The 17849-nt window shown below is 35.1% G+C and carries 21 protein-coding genes, 1 tRNA gene and 1 other RNA gene; 7 read left to right on the top strand and 16 right to left on the bottom strand.

Annotation, left to right across the window (positions count from 1 at the left end; genetic code table 11):
• The first annotated feature begins 58 nt into the window (after positions 1-58).
• Entirely contained in the window at positions 59-604 is a 546-nt protein-coding gene (locus QYZ68_RS00235) for a ribonuclease HII (protein WP_301383486.1), read from the top strand.
• Positions 605-612: 8 nt separating this feature from the next.
• Here QYZ68_RS00235 and QYZ68_RS00240 read toward each other — a convergent pair whose 3' ends face one another.
• Positions 613-969 carry a DUF3276 family protein gene (locus tag QYZ68_RS00240; protein WP_301383488.1) on the bottom strand — a complete coding sequence of 119 codons (357 nt, stop codon included), beginning with the start codon at positions 967-969 and terminating at the stop codon, positions 613-615.
• 156 nt (positions 970-1125) lie between these two features.
• Between QYZ68_RS00240 and QYZ68_RS00245 the strand changes: the two genes are divergently transcribed.
• Positions 1126-1197 (top strand) — tRNA-Gly (locus QYZ68_RS00245).
• Positions 1198-1209: 12 nt separating this feature from the next.
• Here QYZ68_RS00245 and ssrA read toward each other — a convergent pair.
• Positions 1210-1570, bottom strand: a transfer-messenger RNA (tmRNA) gene (gene ssrA, locus QYZ68_RS00250).
• A gap of 134 nt (positions 1571-1704) precedes the next feature.
• On the opposite strand from ssrA, the gene QYZ68_RS00255 reads away from it, so the two are divergent.
• Entirely contained in the window at positions 1705-2400 is a 696-nt protein-coding gene (locus QYZ68_RS00255; RefSeq protein ID WP_301384373.1) for a queuosine precursor transporter, read from the top strand.
• 104 nt (positions 2401-2504) lie between these two features.
• On the opposite strand, the gene QYZ68_RS00260 is transcribed toward QYZ68_RS00255, so the two are convergent.
• Positions 2505-2696 carry a hypothetical protein gene (locus QYZ68_RS00260; protein WP_301384460.1) on the bottom strand — a complete coding sequence of 64 codons (192 nt, stop codon included), beginning with the start codon at positions 2694-2696 and terminating at the stop codon, positions 2505-2507.
• On the opposite strand from QYZ68_RS00260, the gene QYZ68_RS00265 reads away from it, so the two are divergent.
• Both QYZ68_RS00265 and ung read left to right on the top strand, forming a co-directional pair.
• Complete coding sequence (locus QYZ68_RS00265; RefSeq protein WP_301384375.1) at positions 2656-3126, top strand: VUT family protein; 471 nt, start codon at positions 2656-2658, stop codon at positions 3124-3126. The two genes, QYZ68_RS00260 and QYZ68_RS00265, sit on opposite strands and share 41 nt — an antisense overlap.
• A 110-nt stretch (positions 3127-3236) precedes the next feature.
• A complete protein-coding gene (gene ung / locus QYZ68_RS00270; RefSeq protein ID WP_301384377.1) occupies positions 3237-3908 on the top strand; it encodes a uracil-DNA glycosylase in 672 nt (223 codons plus the stop codon).
• A gap of 38 nt (positions 3909-3946) precedes the next feature.
• On the opposite strand, the gene secG is transcribed toward ung, so the two are convergent.
• The 8 genes from secG to trxA all read right to left on the bottom strand — a co-directional run bounded on the left by secG (position 3947) and on the right by trxA (position 11002).
• Positions 3947-4300 carry a preprotein translocase subunit SecG gene (gene secG, locus QYZ68_RS00275; protein ID WP_301383490.1) on the bottom strand — a complete coding sequence of 118 codons (354 nt, stop codon included), beginning with the start codon at positions 4298-4300 and terminating at the stop codon, positions 3947-3949.
• Positions 4301-4308: 8 nt separating this feature from the next.
• Positions 4309-5076, bottom strand: a complete 768-nt coding sequence (gene tpiA, locus QYZ68_RS00280; protein WP_301383491.1) for a triose-phosphate isomerase — start codon at positions 5074-5076, stop codon at positions 4309-4311.
• Between the two features lie 2 nt (positions 5077-5078).
• The gene (locus QYZ68_RS00285; RefSeq protein WP_301383493.1) at positions 5079-6257 is read right to left on the bottom strand and encodes a phosphoglycerate kinase; all 1179 of its coding nucleotides are present in this window, start codon (positions 6255-6257) and stop codon (positions 5079-5081) included.
• Positions 6258-6284: 27 nt separating this feature from the next.
• The gene (gene gap, locus QYZ68_RS00290) at positions 6285-7292 is read right to left on the bottom strand and encodes a type I glyceraldehyde-3-phosphate dehydrogenase (RefSeq protein WP_301383495.1); all 1008 of its coding nucleotides are present in this window, start codon (positions 7290-7292) and stop codon (positions 6285-6287) included.
• Between the two features lie 49 nt (positions 7293-7341).
• Positions 7342-9342 (bottom strand): tetratricopeptide repeat protein, encoded by a 2001-nt coding sequence (locus QYZ68_RS00295; RefSeq protein WP_301383496.1) that lies wholly within the window; start codon positions 9340-9342, stop codon positions 7342-7344.
• A complete protein-coding gene (locus QYZ68_RS00300; protein WP_301383498.1) occupies positions 9339-10115 on the bottom strand; it encodes a hemolysin family protein in 777 nt (258 codons plus the stop codon). Before QYZ68_RS00300 ends, QYZ68_RS00295 begins: the two co-directional genes overlap by 4 nt.
• Positions 10115-10561 (bottom strand): rRNA maturation RNase YbeY, encoded by a 447-nt coding sequence (gene ybeY, locus QYZ68_RS00305; RefSeq protein WP_301383500.1) that lies wholly within the window; start codon positions 10559-10561, stop codon positions 10115-10117. The genes QYZ68_RS00300 and ybeY overlap by 1 nt, the downstream gene beginning before the upstream one ends.
• A gap of 87 nt (positions 10562-10648) precedes the next feature.
• The gene (gene trxA, locus QYZ68_RS00310; RefSeq protein WP_301383502.1) at positions 10649-11002 is read right to left on the bottom strand and encodes a thioredoxin; all 354 of its coding nucleotides are present in this window, start codon (positions 11000-11002) and stop codon (positions 10649-10651) included.
• Positions 11003-11074: 72 nt separating this feature from the next.
• Between trxA and QYZ68_RS00315 the strand changes: the two genes are divergently transcribed.
• Positions 11075-11797 (top strand): 16S rRNA (uracil(1498)-N(3))-methyltransferase, encoded by a 723-nt coding sequence (locus tag QYZ68_RS00315; RefSeq protein WP_301383504.1) that lies wholly within the window; start codon positions 11075-11077, stop codon positions 11795-11797.
• A gap of 35 nt (positions 11798-11832) precedes the next feature.
• Here the strand turns inward: QYZ68_RS00315 and QYZ68_RS00320 are convergent, their stop codons facing one another.
• From QYZ68_RS00320 to QYZ68_RS00340, 5 genes are all read right to left on the bottom strand, one after another.
• On the bottom strand, positions 11833-12756 hold the full coding sequence (locus QYZ68_RS00320) for a PASTA domain-containing protein (protein WP_476390631.1): 924 nt from the start codon (positions 12754-12756) through the stop codon (positions 11833-11835).
• A gap of 137 nt (positions 12757-12893) precedes the next feature.
• Positions 12894-13847: a methionyl-tRNA formyltransferase gene (gene fmt / locus QYZ68_RS00325; RefSeq protein ID WP_301383507.1), complete on the bottom strand. Its 954-nt coding sequence runs from the start codon at positions 13845-13847 to the stop codon at positions 12894-12896.
• A complete protein-coding gene (def, locus tag QYZ68_RS00330) occupies positions 13844-14341 on the bottom strand; it encodes a peptide deformylase (protein ID WP_301383509.1) in 498 nt (165 codons plus the stop codon). Before def ends, fmt begins: the two co-directional genes overlap by 4 nt.
• Before the next feature lie 25 nt (positions 14342-14366).
• Positions 14367-15056, bottom strand: coding sequence for a hypothetical protein (locus QYZ68_RS00335; RefSeq protein ID WP_301383511.1), 690 nt, complete (start codon positions 15054-15056; stop codon positions 14367-14369).
• Positions 15053-16831 (bottom strand): aminopeptidase P family protein, encoded by a 1779-nt coding sequence (locus QYZ68_RS00340; RefSeq protein ID WP_301383513.1) that lies wholly within the window; start codon positions 16829-16831, stop codon positions 15053-15055. The genes QYZ68_RS00335 and QYZ68_RS00340 overlap by 4 nt, the downstream gene beginning before the upstream one ends.
• 124 nt (positions 16832-16955) lie before the next feature.
• Here QYZ68_RS00340 and QYZ68_RS00345 point away from each other — a divergent pair, with 124 nt between their 5' ends.
• Positions 16956-17843, top strand: a complete 888-nt coding sequence (locus QYZ68_RS00345) for a Cof-type HAD-IIB family hydrolase (protein WP_301383514.1) — start codon at positions 16956-16958, stop codon at positions 17841-17843.
• Positions 17844-17849: the final 6 nt, after the last annotated feature.

Below are 17849 nucleotides of genomic sequence, written 5' to 3' on the forward strand. Positions count from 1 at the left end.
ACTCAATGAATTATATATTAAATGTTAGACTTTCTCTATTAAGATAATATAATTAGTTATGATTTGTGGAATTGACGAAGTCGGGAGAGGATGCATTTTTGGACCAGTGTTAAGTGCGGCAGTTGTTTTTAAAGGAAATCCTAGTTTTTTAAGTGAACTAGATGATTCAAAAAAGCTTAAAAAAGAAAAAAGGGAATACTTATCTTCATTAATACTTAAAAATGCATATTATGCCTTCGCAGAGGTACCTAACCACATCATTGACAAAATTAATATTCACAATGCCTCTCTTCTTGCTATGCAACTCGCGTACGAAAGCCTAAACATACAATGTGATTTAGTCCTTGTGGATGGGAAATTCGTTCCAACAATAAAAGCTAAAAGAATCAAGGCAATAATCAAGGGAGACTCTATTATTAATGAAATAAAAGCAGCCTCCATTATCGCAAAAGTACGAAGAGATAAGTTGATGGACGAATACGATAAAATTTATCCTCTCTATTCCCTAAAAAACAACAAAGGATACCCGACACAGACCCACAAAGACGCAATAAAGAAACATGGAATCCTAAGCCTTCACAGAAAAAGTTTCAAACTTACCTAAATATTTTTTTAATAATCTCTATTTCTAGATCTTCCTGAAAAGTGATAATCTTTATCAAAATTGTCACCTCTGAAACCTTCATTATTAGCATCAAAATCATCATGCTGAGTTTCTCCTGCAACATAATTTCCAGAAATCTTCTTCTTAATTACAGAAATTGCTCTTAATAAGCTTGCTTCAAATTCCTTAATATTTTCTTCATAAATAAAAACTGAATGTCTTTCAAAATCTCCGCTAGCATTTCTTTTACTCTCAACAATATTTAAAAAATAATCACCCTTCCTATTTTCTTTAACATTAAAGAAATAAGTTCTTTCAGAATTTGTAAATAACTTATCAGAATATATTTCCCCTCTCTCTCCCATTAATTCCTCCACTCAAAAAGCACCAAAATCATTACATTGGCTTTCATAAAAGTTAACATAATTGTACTTATTAAGAAAAAAAAATACTAGATAAACTTAATAATAAATTAATTGACATAAAACTCATTTTTTTATAGAATCGGATCTGATATTTGTGCGTCCTTCGTATAATGGCTATTACCTTAGCCTTCCAAGCTAATGATGTCGGTTCGATCCCGATAGGACGCTTGCTAATGGTCTTTATGGAGATGGCGGGATTTGAACCCGCGTCCTAAAGGTGATACCATGGGTGTCTACAGGCTTAGCCAGTGTTTCGATAAGCAAAGAGACGGGAAACCCCTGGCAAACCGTCAAGTTGCTCCCAAGTTTAGGAGTCCCTAGGGCGCACTTGGATCATCCCCAGCCAAGCTTTGATGTCTTTAAAGAGTTAAACCGAACCTCAAAGCAAAATTCAACAAAACTCTCTGCTAACTTAAGCAGCCATTACAAGGTTTGAACTTGTAAAGTTATTATTTTTTGCATTTATTAAAGAAGTTTTAAGAGATTCACTCTGCCTGCAACTCATACCACCAAACCCTTTAGTCAAATCCAAAACATCCCCCATTACTTCGATGAGAATTATAATATAAACACACCAAAAAAGCAAAATAATTTATTTGAAAAACAATATCTAAAGTTTTACAATTGGTTGTATAATGAACGGAGTACGAGGGGTTTTTGAGTAGCGATCGTTTTTTGAGTAACGAATTTGTGTGGATAGTTATGTTGATCTGTACTTATTCAATATTAATTATCGTATACAGGTTTTTTGGAAAAAGAGGTTTGTTTGTGTGGGTGACGTCCTCTGTGGCTATTGCAAACATTCAGGTCTTGAAACAAATTACTTTGTTTGGATTTAATGCTACCCTTGGCAATATTATTTATGCATCGACCTATGTTGCAACCGATATCTTATCAGAATTTTACGGCCGTCAGATTTCAAAAAAAGCAGTCTATATGGGTTTTATAAGTTTCATAGCTTTTGCGCTCATCACGAATATTCAACTTTATTTTTCATCAAGCAAGCTTGATATACATTCCAACAGCTTACAGAGCATATTTTCTTCAATTCCAATATTATTAGTTGCATCGATAACTGCATACATGCTATCTCAGTTAAACGACATCCAATTGTATCAGCTCATTAAAAACAAATTTCCAAAATTTCTCTTCGTAAGATGCAATGGATCGACACTGGTAAGTGAACTAATAGATACGATAGTATTTGTGGGTATTGCAACATATTTCAACATATTTCCAAAAGAAGCTTTTTTTGATATAGCACTTTCTACATATTTAGTTAAAGCGCTTGCTGGTTTTTTGGGAACCCCATTTATTTACACAGCAAAATTTATGTCACAGCAAAAAAAACAACTCAACGGCAGTCGTTAACTTAACTATTGGCTTCTGATTTGCTATAATTAACAACCTATGGCAGACCTCGTTTTATGGGCGTTTTTGTTGTTATCTGTATACCTGTATCTTACGGTGTTTTACTATCTATTCGGAAAATCGGGTCTTTTTTGCTTTGTCGCCATTACCACAATACTTTCAAAAATTCTCATACTTAAAAAAGTGGTTATATTCGACCAAACTGTCAATTTAACAACAATAACATTTTTATCAATCCTTTTCTCTCTGAATTTAATCACAGAAAAGTACAATGCAAAAGCAGCCGCAAAATGCACAACTCTGAGTCTACTTGTAAATATAACTTTTGTATTAATGATAAATTTTACGTTAGCTTTTCAACACAATTCGTTCGATACCTCAAACATACATCTTAAATTATTGTTTAATGACACTTCATATAGCACAACAACTGTTATTGGCACATATATTATATACATATGCCAGAATGTAAATATATATATGTACTCTGTGATGAAACAGAAAAACCTAAAAATCAAATGGCTGAAACATAACCTCAATAGATTGATTACCTCATTGATAGCCTATGCTCTTATTAAATCTTCCGTTTATATAGTTTCACAGTTGTATCCTAGCTACGATATTGATTTTAATATAAAAGGCTCTAGCATTTTTATCCTGGTAATAATGGTCATAGATTCTTTTATTTATCATTTCTTGACTTCTCTTAAAGTACAAGAAACTTAAGAATCCATTCTTAAATAATTTTCAATACTGTTAACAAAAAATTAAGTTTAAATGGAAAAATAAAATCAAAATAATAACTTTAAAACCAAATTTTTTATATAATGTTGAGAATGGAAGTAAAGATTGGGGAATCTTGGAAAGAAGTATTGAAAAACGAATTTAACAAGGCATATTTTAAAAAGCTTGTGGGTTTCATAAAGAATGAATACAAAACAAAAAATGAAAAAATATTTCCTCCTCCTAGTCTTATATTTAATGCATTCGATTCTTTGCCATTTAAAGATATAAAGGTTGTCATTCTTGGACAAGACCCATATCACGGAAAGGGACAAGCCAACGGATTAGCATTTTCTGTCAATGCTGGCATTAAAATACCCCCCTCACTACAAAACATTTTTAAAGAAATAGAGAGTAACTTAAAAATAAAAACTGCTGCAAACGGGGATTTAAAAAGATGGGCCACTCAGGGTGTTTTCTTACTAAACTCAATACTAACGGTAGAAGAAGGAATCCCATCATCTCACAAAGAAGTAGGGTGGGAAATTTTCACAGACGAAGTAATAAAAATTATTTCAGCGAGACTGGACAATATCGTATTTATGCTGTGGGGTAACTTTGCAAGGGGAAAAAAGAACCTGATTGACTCATCAAAACACTTAATCCTTGAAGCAAGCCACCCATCCCCTTACTCAGCGAACAACGGATTCCTAGGTTCAAACCATTTCGGCAAAACCCTAGAATACCTCAAAAGGAACCGAAAACCCCCAATAAATTTTCAATAAAAAGCCAAGTCAATTACATGCTAAAAGACTGAAAGATGTCAGTCTTTTTTCTTCTGCAAAACCTCCCCTTCAGCATCTCCGTCGTCCCTCATCTCATCAGTCCAAAACTGAGAGTCTTTCTCATTCATCCTAACATCTTTTAACAAACTGTCATCTACTCTTTTCGTATTAACAAAAGACAATGCAACAACAAATACAAAAAAAAGTGCAATAAAAACCCCCGTAATCTTGATCGCAACATTTGAGGATTTAGCTCCAAAAATAGAAGAACTCCCACCGCCAAATACCCCCCCGATGCCATCACCCTGCTCATCTTGAAACAACACCAACAGGATAATCATAAAAGAAGTTACAATAAAAAAAACAAATATCAAAAATCGAAACAATTCCAAAATGCCCCCTAATCAGCAGCTACTCTATTAACTATATCTAAAAAAGAATCAGCCTTCAAAGACGCCCCGCCAATTAACGCACCATCAATATCGCTCTCTCTCATGAGACTCCCTATATTATCTAAATTAACAGAACCACCATACTGAATCATAATATTGGCAGCGGCCCTACTCGAATATAACTTCTCGATCTCAAGTCTAATTGCCCTGTGCACTTCCTGAGCTTCTTCTTTTGTCGCTGTTTTGCCAGTTCCAATAGCCCACACAGGTTCATAAGCCAAAACTATCCTTCCAATCTCAGACTCAGGTACAGAAGATAGCCCCTTCCTAACTTGACTCAAAACAACATCCAAAGTTTTATGATCTTCCCTTTCTTTAAGGGTCTCTCCAACACAAAGAATTAAGTATTTAAACGGATGCCTGAGTCCTGTGAGAACCTTTTTATTTACCACCTCATCCGTTTCTCCTAAATAAGTCCTACACTCAGAGTGACCAAGTATTACACAATCAACCCCAAACTCCAGAAGCATAGAAGGCGAAACTTCGCTGGTCCTCGCCCCAAAATCCTCATAAGACATATTCTGGGCGCCAAGAAAAACATTAGCCCCCCTAGCAACACTACAAACTTTACAAAGAGATGTAAACGGAGGCGCTATCATAATCAAAACATCATCCTTAACATGCCGCACTCCATCCACAATCTGCTTAAAAATACCTAAAGCCTCTAAGCTTGTATAGTGCATCTTCCAGTTTCCCGCCAAAAATATCTTTCTCATACTTATTTCTCCAATACCTTTATACCCGGCAAAATTTTCCCCTCAAGATACTCAAGAGAAGCTCCACCACCCGTTGAAACATGAGTTATCTTTCCCGCCAAATTAAATTTATTCACAGCAGCTACCGAATCTCCTCCGCCAACAACCGTAATCCCAGGACAATCTGCTACAAAATTAGCAACCCTAGCCGTCCCTTTAGAAAAAGAGTCAAACTCAAAAACTCCAAGAGGCCCATTCCAAATCACAGTTCTTGCACTACCCAAAGCCCCTTCAATCTCTCTTAACGTTTTATCACCAATATCCATTCCTATCTTACCATCAGGTATATCAACAGAATCAACATACTCAGGTATAGAGTCAGCCTTAAATTCACCTGCAACCACATGGTCAAGCGGCAAAATAATCCTTACATTCAAGTCGTAAGCCTTCTTTAAAAAAGAAGCGGCCACACCAACATACCCATCTTCTATAAGAGATTTCCCAATAGAATGCCCTCCTACTTTCAGAAATGTATAAGCCATCCCGCCTCCAATTACCATTACATTTGATTTCGGTAAAAGAGACTCTAACACTCCAATTTTTGAAGAAACCTTCGAGCCTCCTATTATTGAAACAAACGGGCTCTCGGGGTTTTTCAAAATTCTACCCAAAAAATTATCTTCTTTCTCCATTAAAAATCCACCAACAGCCGGTAAATAAACTGCAACCCCCGCTGTTGAAGCATGAGCCCTGTGAGCAGTTCCAAAAGCATCGTTAACAAAAACATCTCCATTTCGAGACAATTTTTCAGCAAAATCACTATCATTCTGCTCCTCTCCCCTATGAAACCTCACATTTTCAAGCAAAACAACATCACCATCTTTCATAAGAGAAATAGTATCAAAAACATCATCGCCCACACAGTCAGAAAGAATCTTAACATCCTCACCCAATAATTCTGATAATCTCCTAGCAACAGGACCCAGCGAATATCTGAGATTCCTGACCCCATCTGGCCTGCCTAAATGACTCATAAGAACAACCCTAGCTCCACGAGCCTTAAGATATTCTATAGTAGGAAGGGCTGCCCTAATTCTAGTATCATCACTAATACTTCCCTCTCTTAAAGGAACATTAAAATCACACCTCACCAAAGCCCGCCTACCCGAAAAATTAAAATCTTTTATAGTCTTTATTGCCATTAACAATTACTCCACAAGCACTTATTATTATTTAACCAATCTCTGTGCAAGATCAACCACTCTTGTAGAATATCCAAACTCATTGTCATACCATGAAAGCACTTTAACAAAACCATTCATAAGAACCATTGTCTCAAGACCATCAACTATTGAAGAATGAGAATTCCCCTTGATATCCGAAGACACTATAGGATCATCCGTATACCCCAGAATACCACTGAGTTCCTTAGTTTCAGAAGCTCTCTTAAGAGTCAAATTTATTTCCTCTTTCGTAACATCCTTTTTCTTAAGTTGTACTGTAAGATCGACAATTGAGCCTGTTGGTACAGGCACTCTCATTGAAGTACCATTAAGCTTACCCTTAAGTTCAGGCAAAACAAGCCCAACAGCCTTAGCAGCACCTGTTGAAGTAGGAATAATCGACAACGCCCCGGCTCTTGCTCGCCTGAGATCAGAATGCGGAAGATCAAGAATTTTTTGATCGTTAGTATAAGCATGCACCGTAGTCATAAGGCCTTGCTCAATCCCAAAGGCCTCATGAAGCACTTTAGCAAGAGGAGCAAGACAGTTAGTTGTGCATGAAGCATTAGAAACAGCTTTCAAATCAGAATTGATATCACGATCATTCACGCCCAACACGATAGTCTTAATCTCATCCTTAGCAGGTACTGTCAAAATTACCTTCTTAGCCCCAGCGTGATCAACATGATCAATATATCCACCCCTATCGCCTGTTGCTGTTGAGAAAACACCTGTTGATTCAATTACAACATCAACTCCAAGCTTCCCCCAAGGGAGGTTCTTAGGATCTCTTTCAGCAATAATTCTTATTTCCCTTTCGTCCACTACAATTGCATTCTCTTTAGCTTCAACCTTCTTATTGTACACCCCAAAAGTTGAGTCATATTTTAAAAGGTGAGCAAGTGTCCTAGGATCTGTTAAGTCATTTACAGCAACGACCTCGATCCCCCTTTCAAAAGCAATTTTGAAAACATTCCTACCTATACGCCCAAAACCATTAATAGCCAACTTCATACAAATCCTCCATATTTTTTCATCACTACCAGAATTATTAAATCATAAATTAATTAATAGCAAGTGTCAAATTACCTTTTATAAAAATCGTATATCCCTCCTGGATATACTCTCTTAAAAGGGTAGATGATTTTAAAACTCCCCTGGAAACATAATCACCCAGTTCTTCAACCAAAATTTCACCAAGAATATCCGACCTGTTATAATTGACAAAGCTAGAACTATCGTCATCGTATCTTAAAGCCCCTTCTTTGAGAACCAAAAACACATCACCTTTCTTAACATCGTTCACACGCCCTAAATTAATAAGAGCATCCTCTTTTCTAATTTTAAGTATCTTACCCTTTTTAGGCAAATAACTATTAAAATCCCTAGAGAAGGTACTTAAAACTGCACTCAAGTAAAGACCCCCCCCTGAATTATAGTTAAAATCACCAACCTTGATACCCGTTCTACCAGAATAAACCCCAACCTTCAGCTTAACCGAATTTTTAAAAACATCCACATCAAGATCAAAAATCAAAAATAAATCAAGATTACTGCTCCTTGCATAAGAAAACCCTTCAGAAAAGCTACTTATTAAATAATCCTTATTTTTACTATAATCAAAATTATAATTCACCACTTCTATGCTTAGATTGCGTTCAATTATTCGCTCAGCATACCTTAAAATCAACTCATTTGCTCCAAAGACTCTGTTCTCGCTCTGAGTGAAAATACCTACCTTGTAAACCGATCGCTCATCATAAAGCTTGTTCAAATCACCAATGCTCCTATATCCATATCTAAATGACAAAGAACTCCTGGCATCGAATGAAACTATATCAAAAAAATCTAAAATTTTAGGATCTAAAACATTCCTCTGGTTTGCTAAATAATAAAGCTCCTCATAAGCCATCACATCCAATTTTAGCAATTTATAGATTTTTGCAAGCAAAAATCTAGCACTATCATTGTCAGGATAAATATCAACAGCATTTTTCGCATTAAATACTGCCTCGTCTAAATTTAGATTCTTAAAAGCTTTAAATCCCTCTTTCTCATACTTCTTAGATACTTCCGCGCTAATATTGTTACCCTGAATAAAACCTCTAAAATTGGACACAAAAAAACTCTCTTCTAGTGCAATGTTATAAAACTCTAAGTCCTTTTTCATACCTCTAGCTTTTTCCAAGTTTAAAATAGCTTTATCAACTTCTCCAAGTTTTAAATAAGAATAACCAAGCAGGTAATAAAGTTCATCAATATTTTTATCAACAAGTATTGCTCTTTGAAGGGCATCTACTGACTCCTCATATTTAGATTGATACAAATAAATAAGAGCAAGCAAGCGATAGGCGTCAACAAAACCAAAATCTTTATAAGTGGTTCCTATCAACATCAAATAATTCTGAGCATATTTTTCCGCAATTCCTAAGTTTTGAGTACTAACATAAAATTCCGCTACTCTTTTATGAAAATCTGGAAACGAATTAAAATTACCCCTAATCTTGTTGATCAAATGCTGCGCCTTATCTCTCATATCTAATTTTTCATAAATATCCATAAGACGCTCAAAGGCGCTGTAATTTGTCTGGCCATACTCAAGAACCGTAAGATAATAATTAGCAGCTGCAATAAGCAGTCCTTCTTCTTCAAATATTGAAGCAAGCCCCACCAAGGCATCAACATTATTCTTTTGTTTAGAAAGAACTTCCGTATAAAACTTTTTAGCCTGTTCCGTTCTTTTGTTTTTAAGTAATATATTAGCGTAAAGAATCTTATACTCAGTGTCTCCATTTGACATTTTGTAAGCTTTCTCTACAAAAAATTGAGCTTGGCTATATATTTTCAACTGATAATAAATCTCCGCAATAAGTTTATACGCCTCATAATAATCGGGATTTATTTTGACAGCCTCAAGAAGCTCATCAATAGCATCGTAGTACTTTTGCATAAGATAATACTCATGCGCTCTCTGGTAATACTCAATTGCCGTCACAGAGCCTATCAGGCTCTCAAAATTCAAACTTAAAATCAAAAAAATATACAAAAATCGACTCAAACTCACAACGCTTCCCTCTGAGAAATCTTTATCACCTTAATATTTCTCTGATGCATATTCTTAATAGTAAATGTCAAGTTATTGTACTCTATTTTTTCATTCTTTAAAGGAATCCTTCCAAACAAGTCATACACAAATCCACCAAGAGTGTCAAAATCTCCATCTGGAAGTCTCAATCCAAGTTTTTCATTCAAATCTTCTATCAAAACCCTAGCAGTGCAAAGATAGCTACCATCATCAAGGGGAACTATTTCGTCAATTTCATTATCAAATTCATCTTGGATGTCTCCAACTATCTCCTCAAGAATATCCTCAAGAGTAACAAGACCTGAAACCCCACCGTACTCATCAACGACGATAGCAATATGAACATGATTCTCCTGAAATTCTTTTAAAAGAGAATCAATTTTCTTACTCTCTGGTACAAACATTACCTTACGCATAACGTCTTTTAAATCAATTTCATAAAAATCTTTCTTACACATATGAAAGAGGATATCCTTAGTATGGATTACTCCAATAATATCATCAATCGTTTCCTTGTAAACGGGAAATCTTGAGTGATTACTAGACGTTACAACCTTCAAAACTTCATCCTTACTTCCAAAATAATCAACAAAGACCACGCTTATCCTTGGAATCATAATTTCCTTAACAATGGTTCCTTTAAGAGAACTAAAATTATTCACCGAAGAAGTCCCCAAATTCGATCTTCCTTCATCATCCTCATCGACACGTCTTCTTTTCTTATTCTTAATAAAGTTAAAAAAATTGAACATCAAAACACCCTTCTGGTTTCCCTTAAGACCTGTTCCTGAATAATTAACATTTCTTCCTTTTGAAAATCATTTGTTTCGTGGTCATATCCCATTAAATGCAGAATTCCGTGTATAGTAACTCGCTGAAGCTCATCATACATCTCAACATCAAATTCCAAAGCACTAAACCTCAGATACTCAAGGGATATCACAAGGTCACCCTTTATTGCAAGACCCAGCCGGCCACTTCCCTCAAAATAATTGAAAGAAAGCACATCGGTGGGCTCAAACATCCGCCTAAACTCACCATTTAACCTTTGGATATACGCATTACTACAAAGAACAATAGAAAGCTCAAATTTTTTAACGCGAAGAAAACTCAGAACAGATGCAACGAAACTACGATAAGCGTCCAAGTACTCAAACTCAACATCCTCCGCCCATAAATCTAAACCTTCCCCTACCAACTCAACACACCCTGGAACAATTATAACTTAAAAAGACATCATACAAACAGACGAAGTTTTAATTTTATAGTTAACACCATTTAAAAATTAAATTTTAAAAAAATCTTTAATTGTATCCTCAAAGGCGTCTTTTTGCAGATACCCCACAGAAACTTTTGGCTCCCCTTCAACAGGAACAAACATGATAGTAGGCAGGCTCTGAACACCAAGTGACATGGAAACCTCCTGCTCCTTATCAGTATCCACCTTATAAAAATCGATTCTATCCCCATACTCCCTTGAAAGTTCATCATAAACTGGGGAAAGCATCTTACAAGGGCCACACCAATCGGCATAAAAATCGATCACCGCAGGCCTCTTGCCCTTGAAAGTCCACTCCTTGTTACTCTCATAATCAAAAACCTTATCAACAAACTCCTGCTTAGTCAAACTAACCGCCATATCTTCTCCTGAATTAACATGTTTCTCATTATAGCATAAATACAATATAATCAATAGGAGAATAAACACGAAATGAACTTAATGCTAATAAACTTGCAGGACTTCAAAAATGGAATTGTTCTTGATGATTTTAGAGTAAAGCACATCACCAAAATATTAAATCTTAAAAACAATGAAAAATTTAAATTTGGAATCATCGAAGAAGAGTGGATTTATTTTTGTAAATATAAAAAAGACACAAGACTGTTCTTTAAAGAAAGCCATAAAATAGCAAAGTCAAATAAGCTAAAGAACATAAAAGTAATACTTGGGTTGGTACGTCCAATAACAGCAAAAAGAATAATTAAGGACCTTGCCAGTATTGGAGTCTCTGAAATTGTTTTTTTCAACGCTTTACTTAGTGAAAAATCCTACTCAAGTTCCAAACTATTTAAAGAAAAAAAATATGAAAAATACTTAATAGAAGGTGCCGCGCAAGGCGGCATTACCTACATACCAAAAGTAAAAATTCTTAACGATCTAACAGACGCTTTAAAAAGCATAGAACGTGAAAGCTTTGAGTACACAAAAGTATTGCTTGAAAGGGCAAGCAATACTAACCTGACTGATATCACAATAACAACAACCAACGTTGCTGTTATTATTGGACCAGAGAGAGGATTTACACAAAAAGAGATAAACCTTATAAAAGAAGATGGGTTTCTGCCGTATTCCGTATCCACAAACATATTAAGAACAGAAACAGCTACAATCATATCTTCTGGTGTTATTGCATCGAAAATGACCAAAGAATGAATTTCAAAAGGGGTTGCCATAAGATACCTTAAAGGCTAATTTACCGCCGTTTGATTTACAAGTTTATCGTAAATATAAAGCTCAATTGCAGAGCCTTTTGTTGCTTCATAAGGCAACTTAATGGAGCCTCCCTTAGTTTTAAAAGAATAAAGCAAAGAACTATTTCCACTAGAGTCTTTTACTTTAATCATTACATCTACACTAGATGGATACCTATCCAGCTTATAAGTCAAAATACCAAAAACACTTAAGTTATCAACTTTGGGCTCATTAATGGTAATTATCAACTTACTTGAATCCTCGATCTTAGCATTTACTGGCAAAGATTGAAGGACAACACTTCCAAAATTATTTCCCTTCACCAACTCTATATCAAAAACAATTTCATCATTTAAAAGGAAAATAATTGCATCTTTATAATAAAGCCCAATATAGTTCTTAACATACTTAACCAAATCTTTCTCTTGTCCCTTGCTTATCAAAAACTGAAGGTCAACTAAACCTGTGATTTTAGTGCCTGGTGATGGCTCTTGTCGTATTATCGTCCCTCTTGAAAGCTCACTCTCAACCTCAATAGGTTTTAGTATATGGTAGAACAGTCTGTTATCATTTATCGAATTAGCCTTCAAATTAATGAGCACGTCATCAATATTTTTCCCAATAAAACTATCAACCTTGTTAACCACCGCCCCTTTGCTTATAAATATCGTAACCTTATTGTCAAGTCTTAAAGCAGTACCAGCTTTAGGTCTCTGATCTATTACCTTCCCCTTATCAAGGGAGGTTGATGAAAATTTAAGCTCGATATAAGGGATAAGATCTTTACCCTGAAGCTCGGTAATCGCATCTTCAAGATGAAGTCCACCAAGATTTGGAACAACAACAAAGTCGCTACTCTTTAAGAAGATAAAAAATATTGCACATGAAATAACTAAAGACCCAATAATGGTAAAAATCAACCCCTTAACTACATAACTAGGGAAGAAATAAACTCCCTCATTATTGAAATCTTTATCTTCTTTGTATAAACCATGTTGACTGCTAACCCCTTTATTATCCGAAAATAAATTATTCCGCTCCTTATTGTCGCTCAATACTACACCATCTCCTTATGTTCAAACTTTAGAAAAGTTTTCCCTATCAAACCTCTGTTCCCATTATAAAAAGAAACGAAATCCAAGACCTTTCTTCCGGCTCTTTGAATCTCTAATAACAAGAGAACTCCATCACCTGTTTTTACAAAAAGACCTTTGTTGGGGCAAAATGAAACAACTTCTCCCAATGCTTGTTTATAATAGTTATTATCCTTTATAAAGTCTGCCCTATGAAAAATAATTTCATCTTCTCCTAATATGGCTCTTACAAGTGGCCAAGGATTGCAAGCATTGATCTTATTCTTAATTTCAAAGGCACTTAAAGCAAAATCAATAATCCCATGTTGCTTATCCAGAAAAGAACAATATGTTGCTTGGCTTGAGTCTTGAGGAATTCCAGCACTTCCCTTCTCTACCTTTCTTAAAGCTTCCAAAACAAGATCAGCACTGTTTAGGGAAACGTATTCAAAAATATCAGCACTTGTGTTAAAGCTCTTGATCTCAAATTGTCTTTGCACTAAGATATCTCCACTGTCCATTTCCAGAGCCATTTTTTGAACTGTAATTCCACTAACACTATCCCCATTTAAAATAGCTGCTTGTACGGGAGAAGGACCTCTGTACTTCGGTAAAAGCGAAGGATGGACATTAATACTACCCAATGGAAAAATATCTAAAAATTCCTGCTTAAATATTTTTCCATAAGAGAAAACCAACATAAGATCCGGCTTCAATTCCTTAATTGCCTCTATTGTAGACAATTCAATCACAAGAGGATCCAAAACTGGAATACCTCTATTAATAGCTTCAACCTTAATCTTATTCGCTTTCAAATTTAAGCCTCTGCCACTTGGCTTATCAGGCGTTGTCAAAACACCAACAACATTATACCGACCCTCAACCTCTTTAAAAACTTCTAAAGCAATACTACTAGAACTTGCAAAAAAAACTCTCAACCTCTCACAACCCTCCTTTTCTTCATATAAGATCTTAACAATTTACTTCTAAGCTTATTCTCATAATAGTCAATAAAAAGCACCCCTTTTAAATGATCCACCTCATGCTGTACGATTCTGGCCAAAAATCCCGAATTTTCGATTTTAAAAAATTTACCGTTCTCATCATAAGCCTCTACTACAATAGCTCTGGGCCTCACGAGATCATAAAAAACTCCAGGAATACTTAAACAACCCTCCCTCATAACAGAAAGTTCAAAGGAGGTTTCTGTTACTAAGGGATTAATAAAAATCAGGGGCTTCGTTAATCTATCCTCTCTTACAACAAAAACAGACAAGTCAAGTCCCACCTGAGGCGCCGCTAAACCAACCCCACCACTAGAATCCATCAAGTCTATCATCTTAAAAGTAGTGCTCCTGACCTCATCATCAATATTCAAGATCGGCCTGGTCTGCACCCTAAGCAAATCATCGGGATATAAAACCATATTCATAAATCTCTAAACCACTTACCCAAGGCTATGCCTTTATCTTGCCAAAAAGCTTCCACTCTTCATTCCCTACCTCTGAAAAATAAATACTACCCTTCCTAGATTTGGGGAAAGCATAAAGTTTATCTTCATTTTCATCTTTAAATACCAAGTATTCTTTAAGTTCTATTTTTGAAGAAGAGAGTTTTTTATCCTGTCCATTCATTCTCAATCTCCAATTACCATCTAGTGTTTTATAAAAAAAAACCTTGTCGTCATAAGTGTTAATCTCATAATTGCTTCCCGTATGAACAATATCATCCAATTTAGAAGTGTCTAAAAAATAACTTAAAAAATCTTTGTCAAACTGAACAGTATCCTTAATAGATCCCACATAAGCAGCCTTAATCTGTTCACTTTTTGAATCAACAAAAAACAAAGTAGGGCTTCCTTTTAAACTAATTTTGTTAAAAATTTCATTGTGCATATCAATAACTAAAAAGACATTATTTTGCGTAACAATCTCAAGAGTTTTATCATCTTCAAAAGAATTCAAAAAATCATTTACTAAATTATCCTTAATGTCCTTTCCAACCAAAATCAAAACATTCTTATTTGCCTTTCTAGCCTCGCTCATAGCATCTCTGTAAGAGCTCTCAAACACAATATCCGACTTTAATGCGTATAAATGCACAAACCCGAAAGCAATAAACATTATCAATAAGGTCATAATTCTCATATTTTACTGGTCAGTCTCTCTAAGAATTTCAACTCTTCACTACCAAGATGTTCCTTCAAACTAAAATATACAAATTCATGATACTCATTAATATACTGTAATTCATCTTCTGAAAGCATTTCACTTAGAATCAATTCTTTTTCAAAAGGGACAAGGGTTAAGTGCTCGAATTCCAAAAAATTTCCAAATTCATTTGAATAGCTTTGCTTTACAAAAACTAAATTTTCAATTCTAATCCCATGCTTGGAATCACGATAAATTCCAGGTTCAATTGAAGCAATCTCAGACCCCTTAAAAGAATAAGTGGAAGAAGGACTAATGGAAACGGGAAGTTCATGCACATTTAAAAAAAACCCTACTCCATGACCAGTCCCATGAGCAAAATTTAAACCCCTCTTCAACAAGGGAAACCTAGCAATACCATCAAGAGAAGCCCCTGAGATACCAAACGGAAATTTTAAAGAAGCAAGAGCAACAAAAGATTTAAGAACTAAAGTATAATCTTCTTTCTCCTCATAAGACGGCTCTCCAATCGAGATGGTCCTAGTAACATCCGTTGTGCCAAGCTCAACATAAGAGCCCCCAGAATCTATTAAAAGCAGTCCATTAGAATCCAATCTCCTAGCCCCTTTCTTAGGGCTGTAATGAGGCAGGGCTCCGTTTTCCTTAAATCCAACTATTGAACCGAAGCTAGAGCTAAAAAACTCATTATTCAACAACCTAAAACTCAAAAGCATATTCGCAACATCAACCTCATCTAATCTAAGTAACTCATCTCTACTTAAGCTCTTAAAACTATGTAGGAATTTTATTAAGCTCACCGCATCAATAATATGTGCCTCTTTCATTTTGTCAATCTCATAATCAGATTTTATCGCCTTAAGTTCACTCACAACACTCTGCCCAAGAGTTGTGTTCGATTCTCCAATAGATTTTAACACCTTAACATTACTGTCAACCGATACAAAAAACTTCCCTTCATGTCTAATTTCTCTTAAAAATGAATAAAAGCTACCATAGCCCTCAATCTCAAATCCTTCACTTTCAAGCGTCTCTCTTAAATCAGCGCCCAGATTTAAAACGTCAACGAAGAGAACATTTTTATGCCTCTTACTTCTCGTAATAAATAAGAAAGCATAGAACAAAGCAGAAGATTTAATATCTGACCCTCTTAAATTCAAAACCCAAGCTATTTCGTCTAAAGCACTCACAATGTAAAAATCGACTACCCTTTCTTCCAACTTTGATTTAAGATTATCAATCTTATCCGCTCGCTTATTGTTTTTCTGTGCTTCAGTTAGCTCAAATATTATATTTCTTTCCAATTTGGGTCGATCATGCCAAATACTTGAAATCAAATCTTCATCCAAAACCTCAATATCTGTATTTCTACAATTTTTAACCAGGTCATTGTAAAGTTTTATGCTAACGTCTTCAGAATAAAACCCAAGCCTCAACCCCTTAAGATTTGTGTTGATATAACTAAAAAGATCCGGATATCCCCTAACACCAAGTTTCATTAGCTTAAAATCAGTTCCCTCAAGTTCACTCTCTGCCTGTAAAAAATACCTTCCATCTGTAAAAAGGAGAACCTCTTTCTCGGTAACAATCACTGTTCCAGCGCTCCCTGTAAATCCTGTAATAAACTCACGCACGTCAAACCTCATATGAGGATCCTCACTCATATGAGGATCATAACTTGCTATTAGATACGCATCAACGCCACTTTTTTCCATCAAATTCCTCAAAAACAATACCTTCGTCTTAATATCCATAATAAGCAAGCTCCTTTAAACCAATAACTTAGCAATTTTCGTTTATTATAACAAATAATTCAATTTTAAAAAATTTCTTTATTTGTTATAATCTGGATCAAAAGTAAAGTTTTAAGGATGCAGTATGGAAAATATTAAGGCCATTGTTTCTGATCTTGACGGAACGCTTTTGCTTTCAAAAAGCCAGTTGGGAGCTTTTAGTGAGCTTGTAATAAAAAAACTAACAAGAGAGAAAAGAAAGTTCATTATTGCAACAGGAAGAAGCAGAAGCGAGATAATGCCTTTTACAAAAAATTTGGACTCAAGTGTTTCATTCTTCATAACATTGAATGGTGCTAGGGTTTATGATAGTGAGTGGAGATTAATAAACAGATATGATCTGTCCCCTGAGGTTGTAAATGAAATCTTAAACCTTAGAGAAAGCAAGTACAGCGACATACCTCATTTTTTACAAAAATCTGATGGCGTGGATGATAATCTTTATACTGACGAAATAACTAAAGACGCTGTTAACAAGAAGATAAGAGAATATGAATTATCAAGAAAACAGAAATACGTGGAGAAAGAACTAAAAGACAAAAGCATAAAATTTCATGAAGTCAATCACTTCAGAGAGCTTAAAAACTTCAACAATGTAGCAAAAATTCTTTTGTACGATGAAGAGCCAAATCTAATAAAATATGAAGCTATGATCTTGGAGAAATACAAACCAGAAATAAATGTTTATTTATCAACACCTCATTCACTTGAAATTGTAAATAAAAAAGTTTCAAAGGGAGGTGCATTAAGGGATGTTTTAAAAATTGTTAATATTGACCTGAATGAAGTAATTGCATTCGGAGATGGTTTTAATGATGTTGATATGCTGGAAAGTGTAAAGAAAGGACTGCTAATGGGAAACGCAAACTATAGGCTTAAAGTGATGTTATCCTACTTGGAAGTAATAGGCACAAACGATGATGAGGCTGTTGCTCATTACATTAATGACAATATTTTAGAAGAGCCTGTATAGGAGACA

It is taken from the genome of Borrelia sp. P9F1 (genome assembly GCF_030436115.1).
Classification (GTDB): domain Bacteria; phylum Spirochaetota; class Spirochaetia; order Borreliales; family Borreliaceae; genus Borrelia.

Excerpts from the sequence above, each read along its gene's own strand:
- QYZ68_RS00235 (WP_301383486.1), top strand. The coding sequence starts at position 59 with ATGATTTGTGGAATTGACGAAGTCGGGAGAGGATGCATTTTTGGACCA.
- QYZ68_RS00240 (WP_301383488.1), bottom strand. The coding sequence starts at position 969 with ATGGGAGAGAGAGGGGAAATATATTCTGATAAGTTATTTACAAATTCT.
- ung (WP_301384377.1), top strand. The coding sequence starts at position 3,237 with ATGGAAGTAAAGATTGGGGAATCTTGGAAAGAAGTATTGAAAAACGAA.
- tpiA (WP_301383491.1), bottom strand. The coding sequence starts at position 5,076 with ATGAGAAAGATATTTTTGGCGGGAAACTGGAAGATGCACTATACAAGC.
- QYZ68_RS00285 (WP_301383493.1), bottom strand. The coding sequence starts at position 6,257 with ATGGCAATAAAGACTATAAAAGATTTTAATTTTTCGGGTAGGCGGGCT.
- gap (WP_301383495.1), bottom strand. The coding sequence starts at position 7,292 with ATGAAGTTGGCTATTAATGGTTTTGGGCGTATAGGTAGGAATGTTTTC.
- QYZ68_RS00300 (WP_301383498.1), bottom strand. The coding sequence starts at position 10,115 with ATGTTCAATTTTTTTAACTTTATTAAGAATAAGAAAAGAAGACGTGTC.
- trxA (WP_301383502.1), bottom strand. The coding sequence starts at position 11,002 with ATGGCGGTTAGTTTGACTAAGCAGGAGTTTGTTGATAAGGTTTTTGAT.
- QYZ68_RS00315 (WP_301383504.1), top strand. The coding sequence starts at position 11,075 with ATGAACTTAATGCTAATAAACTTGCAGGACTTCAAAAATGGAATTGTT.
- def (WP_301383509.1), bottom strand. The coding sequence starts at position 14,341 with ATGAATATGGTTTTATATCCCGATGATTTGCTTAGGGTGCAGACCAGG.
- QYZ68_RS00335 (WP_301383511.1), bottom strand. The coding sequence starts at position 15,056 with ATGAGAATTATGACCTTATTGATAATGTTTATTGCTTTCGGGTTTGTG.
- QYZ68_RS00340 (WP_301383513.1), bottom strand. The coding sequence starts at position 16,831 with ATGGATATTAAGACGAAGGTATTGTTTTTGAGGAATTTGATGGAAAAA.
- QYZ68_RS00345 (WP_301383514.1), top strand. The coding sequence starts at position 16,956 with ATGGAAAATATTAAGGCCATTGTTTCTGATCTTGACGGAACGCTTTTG.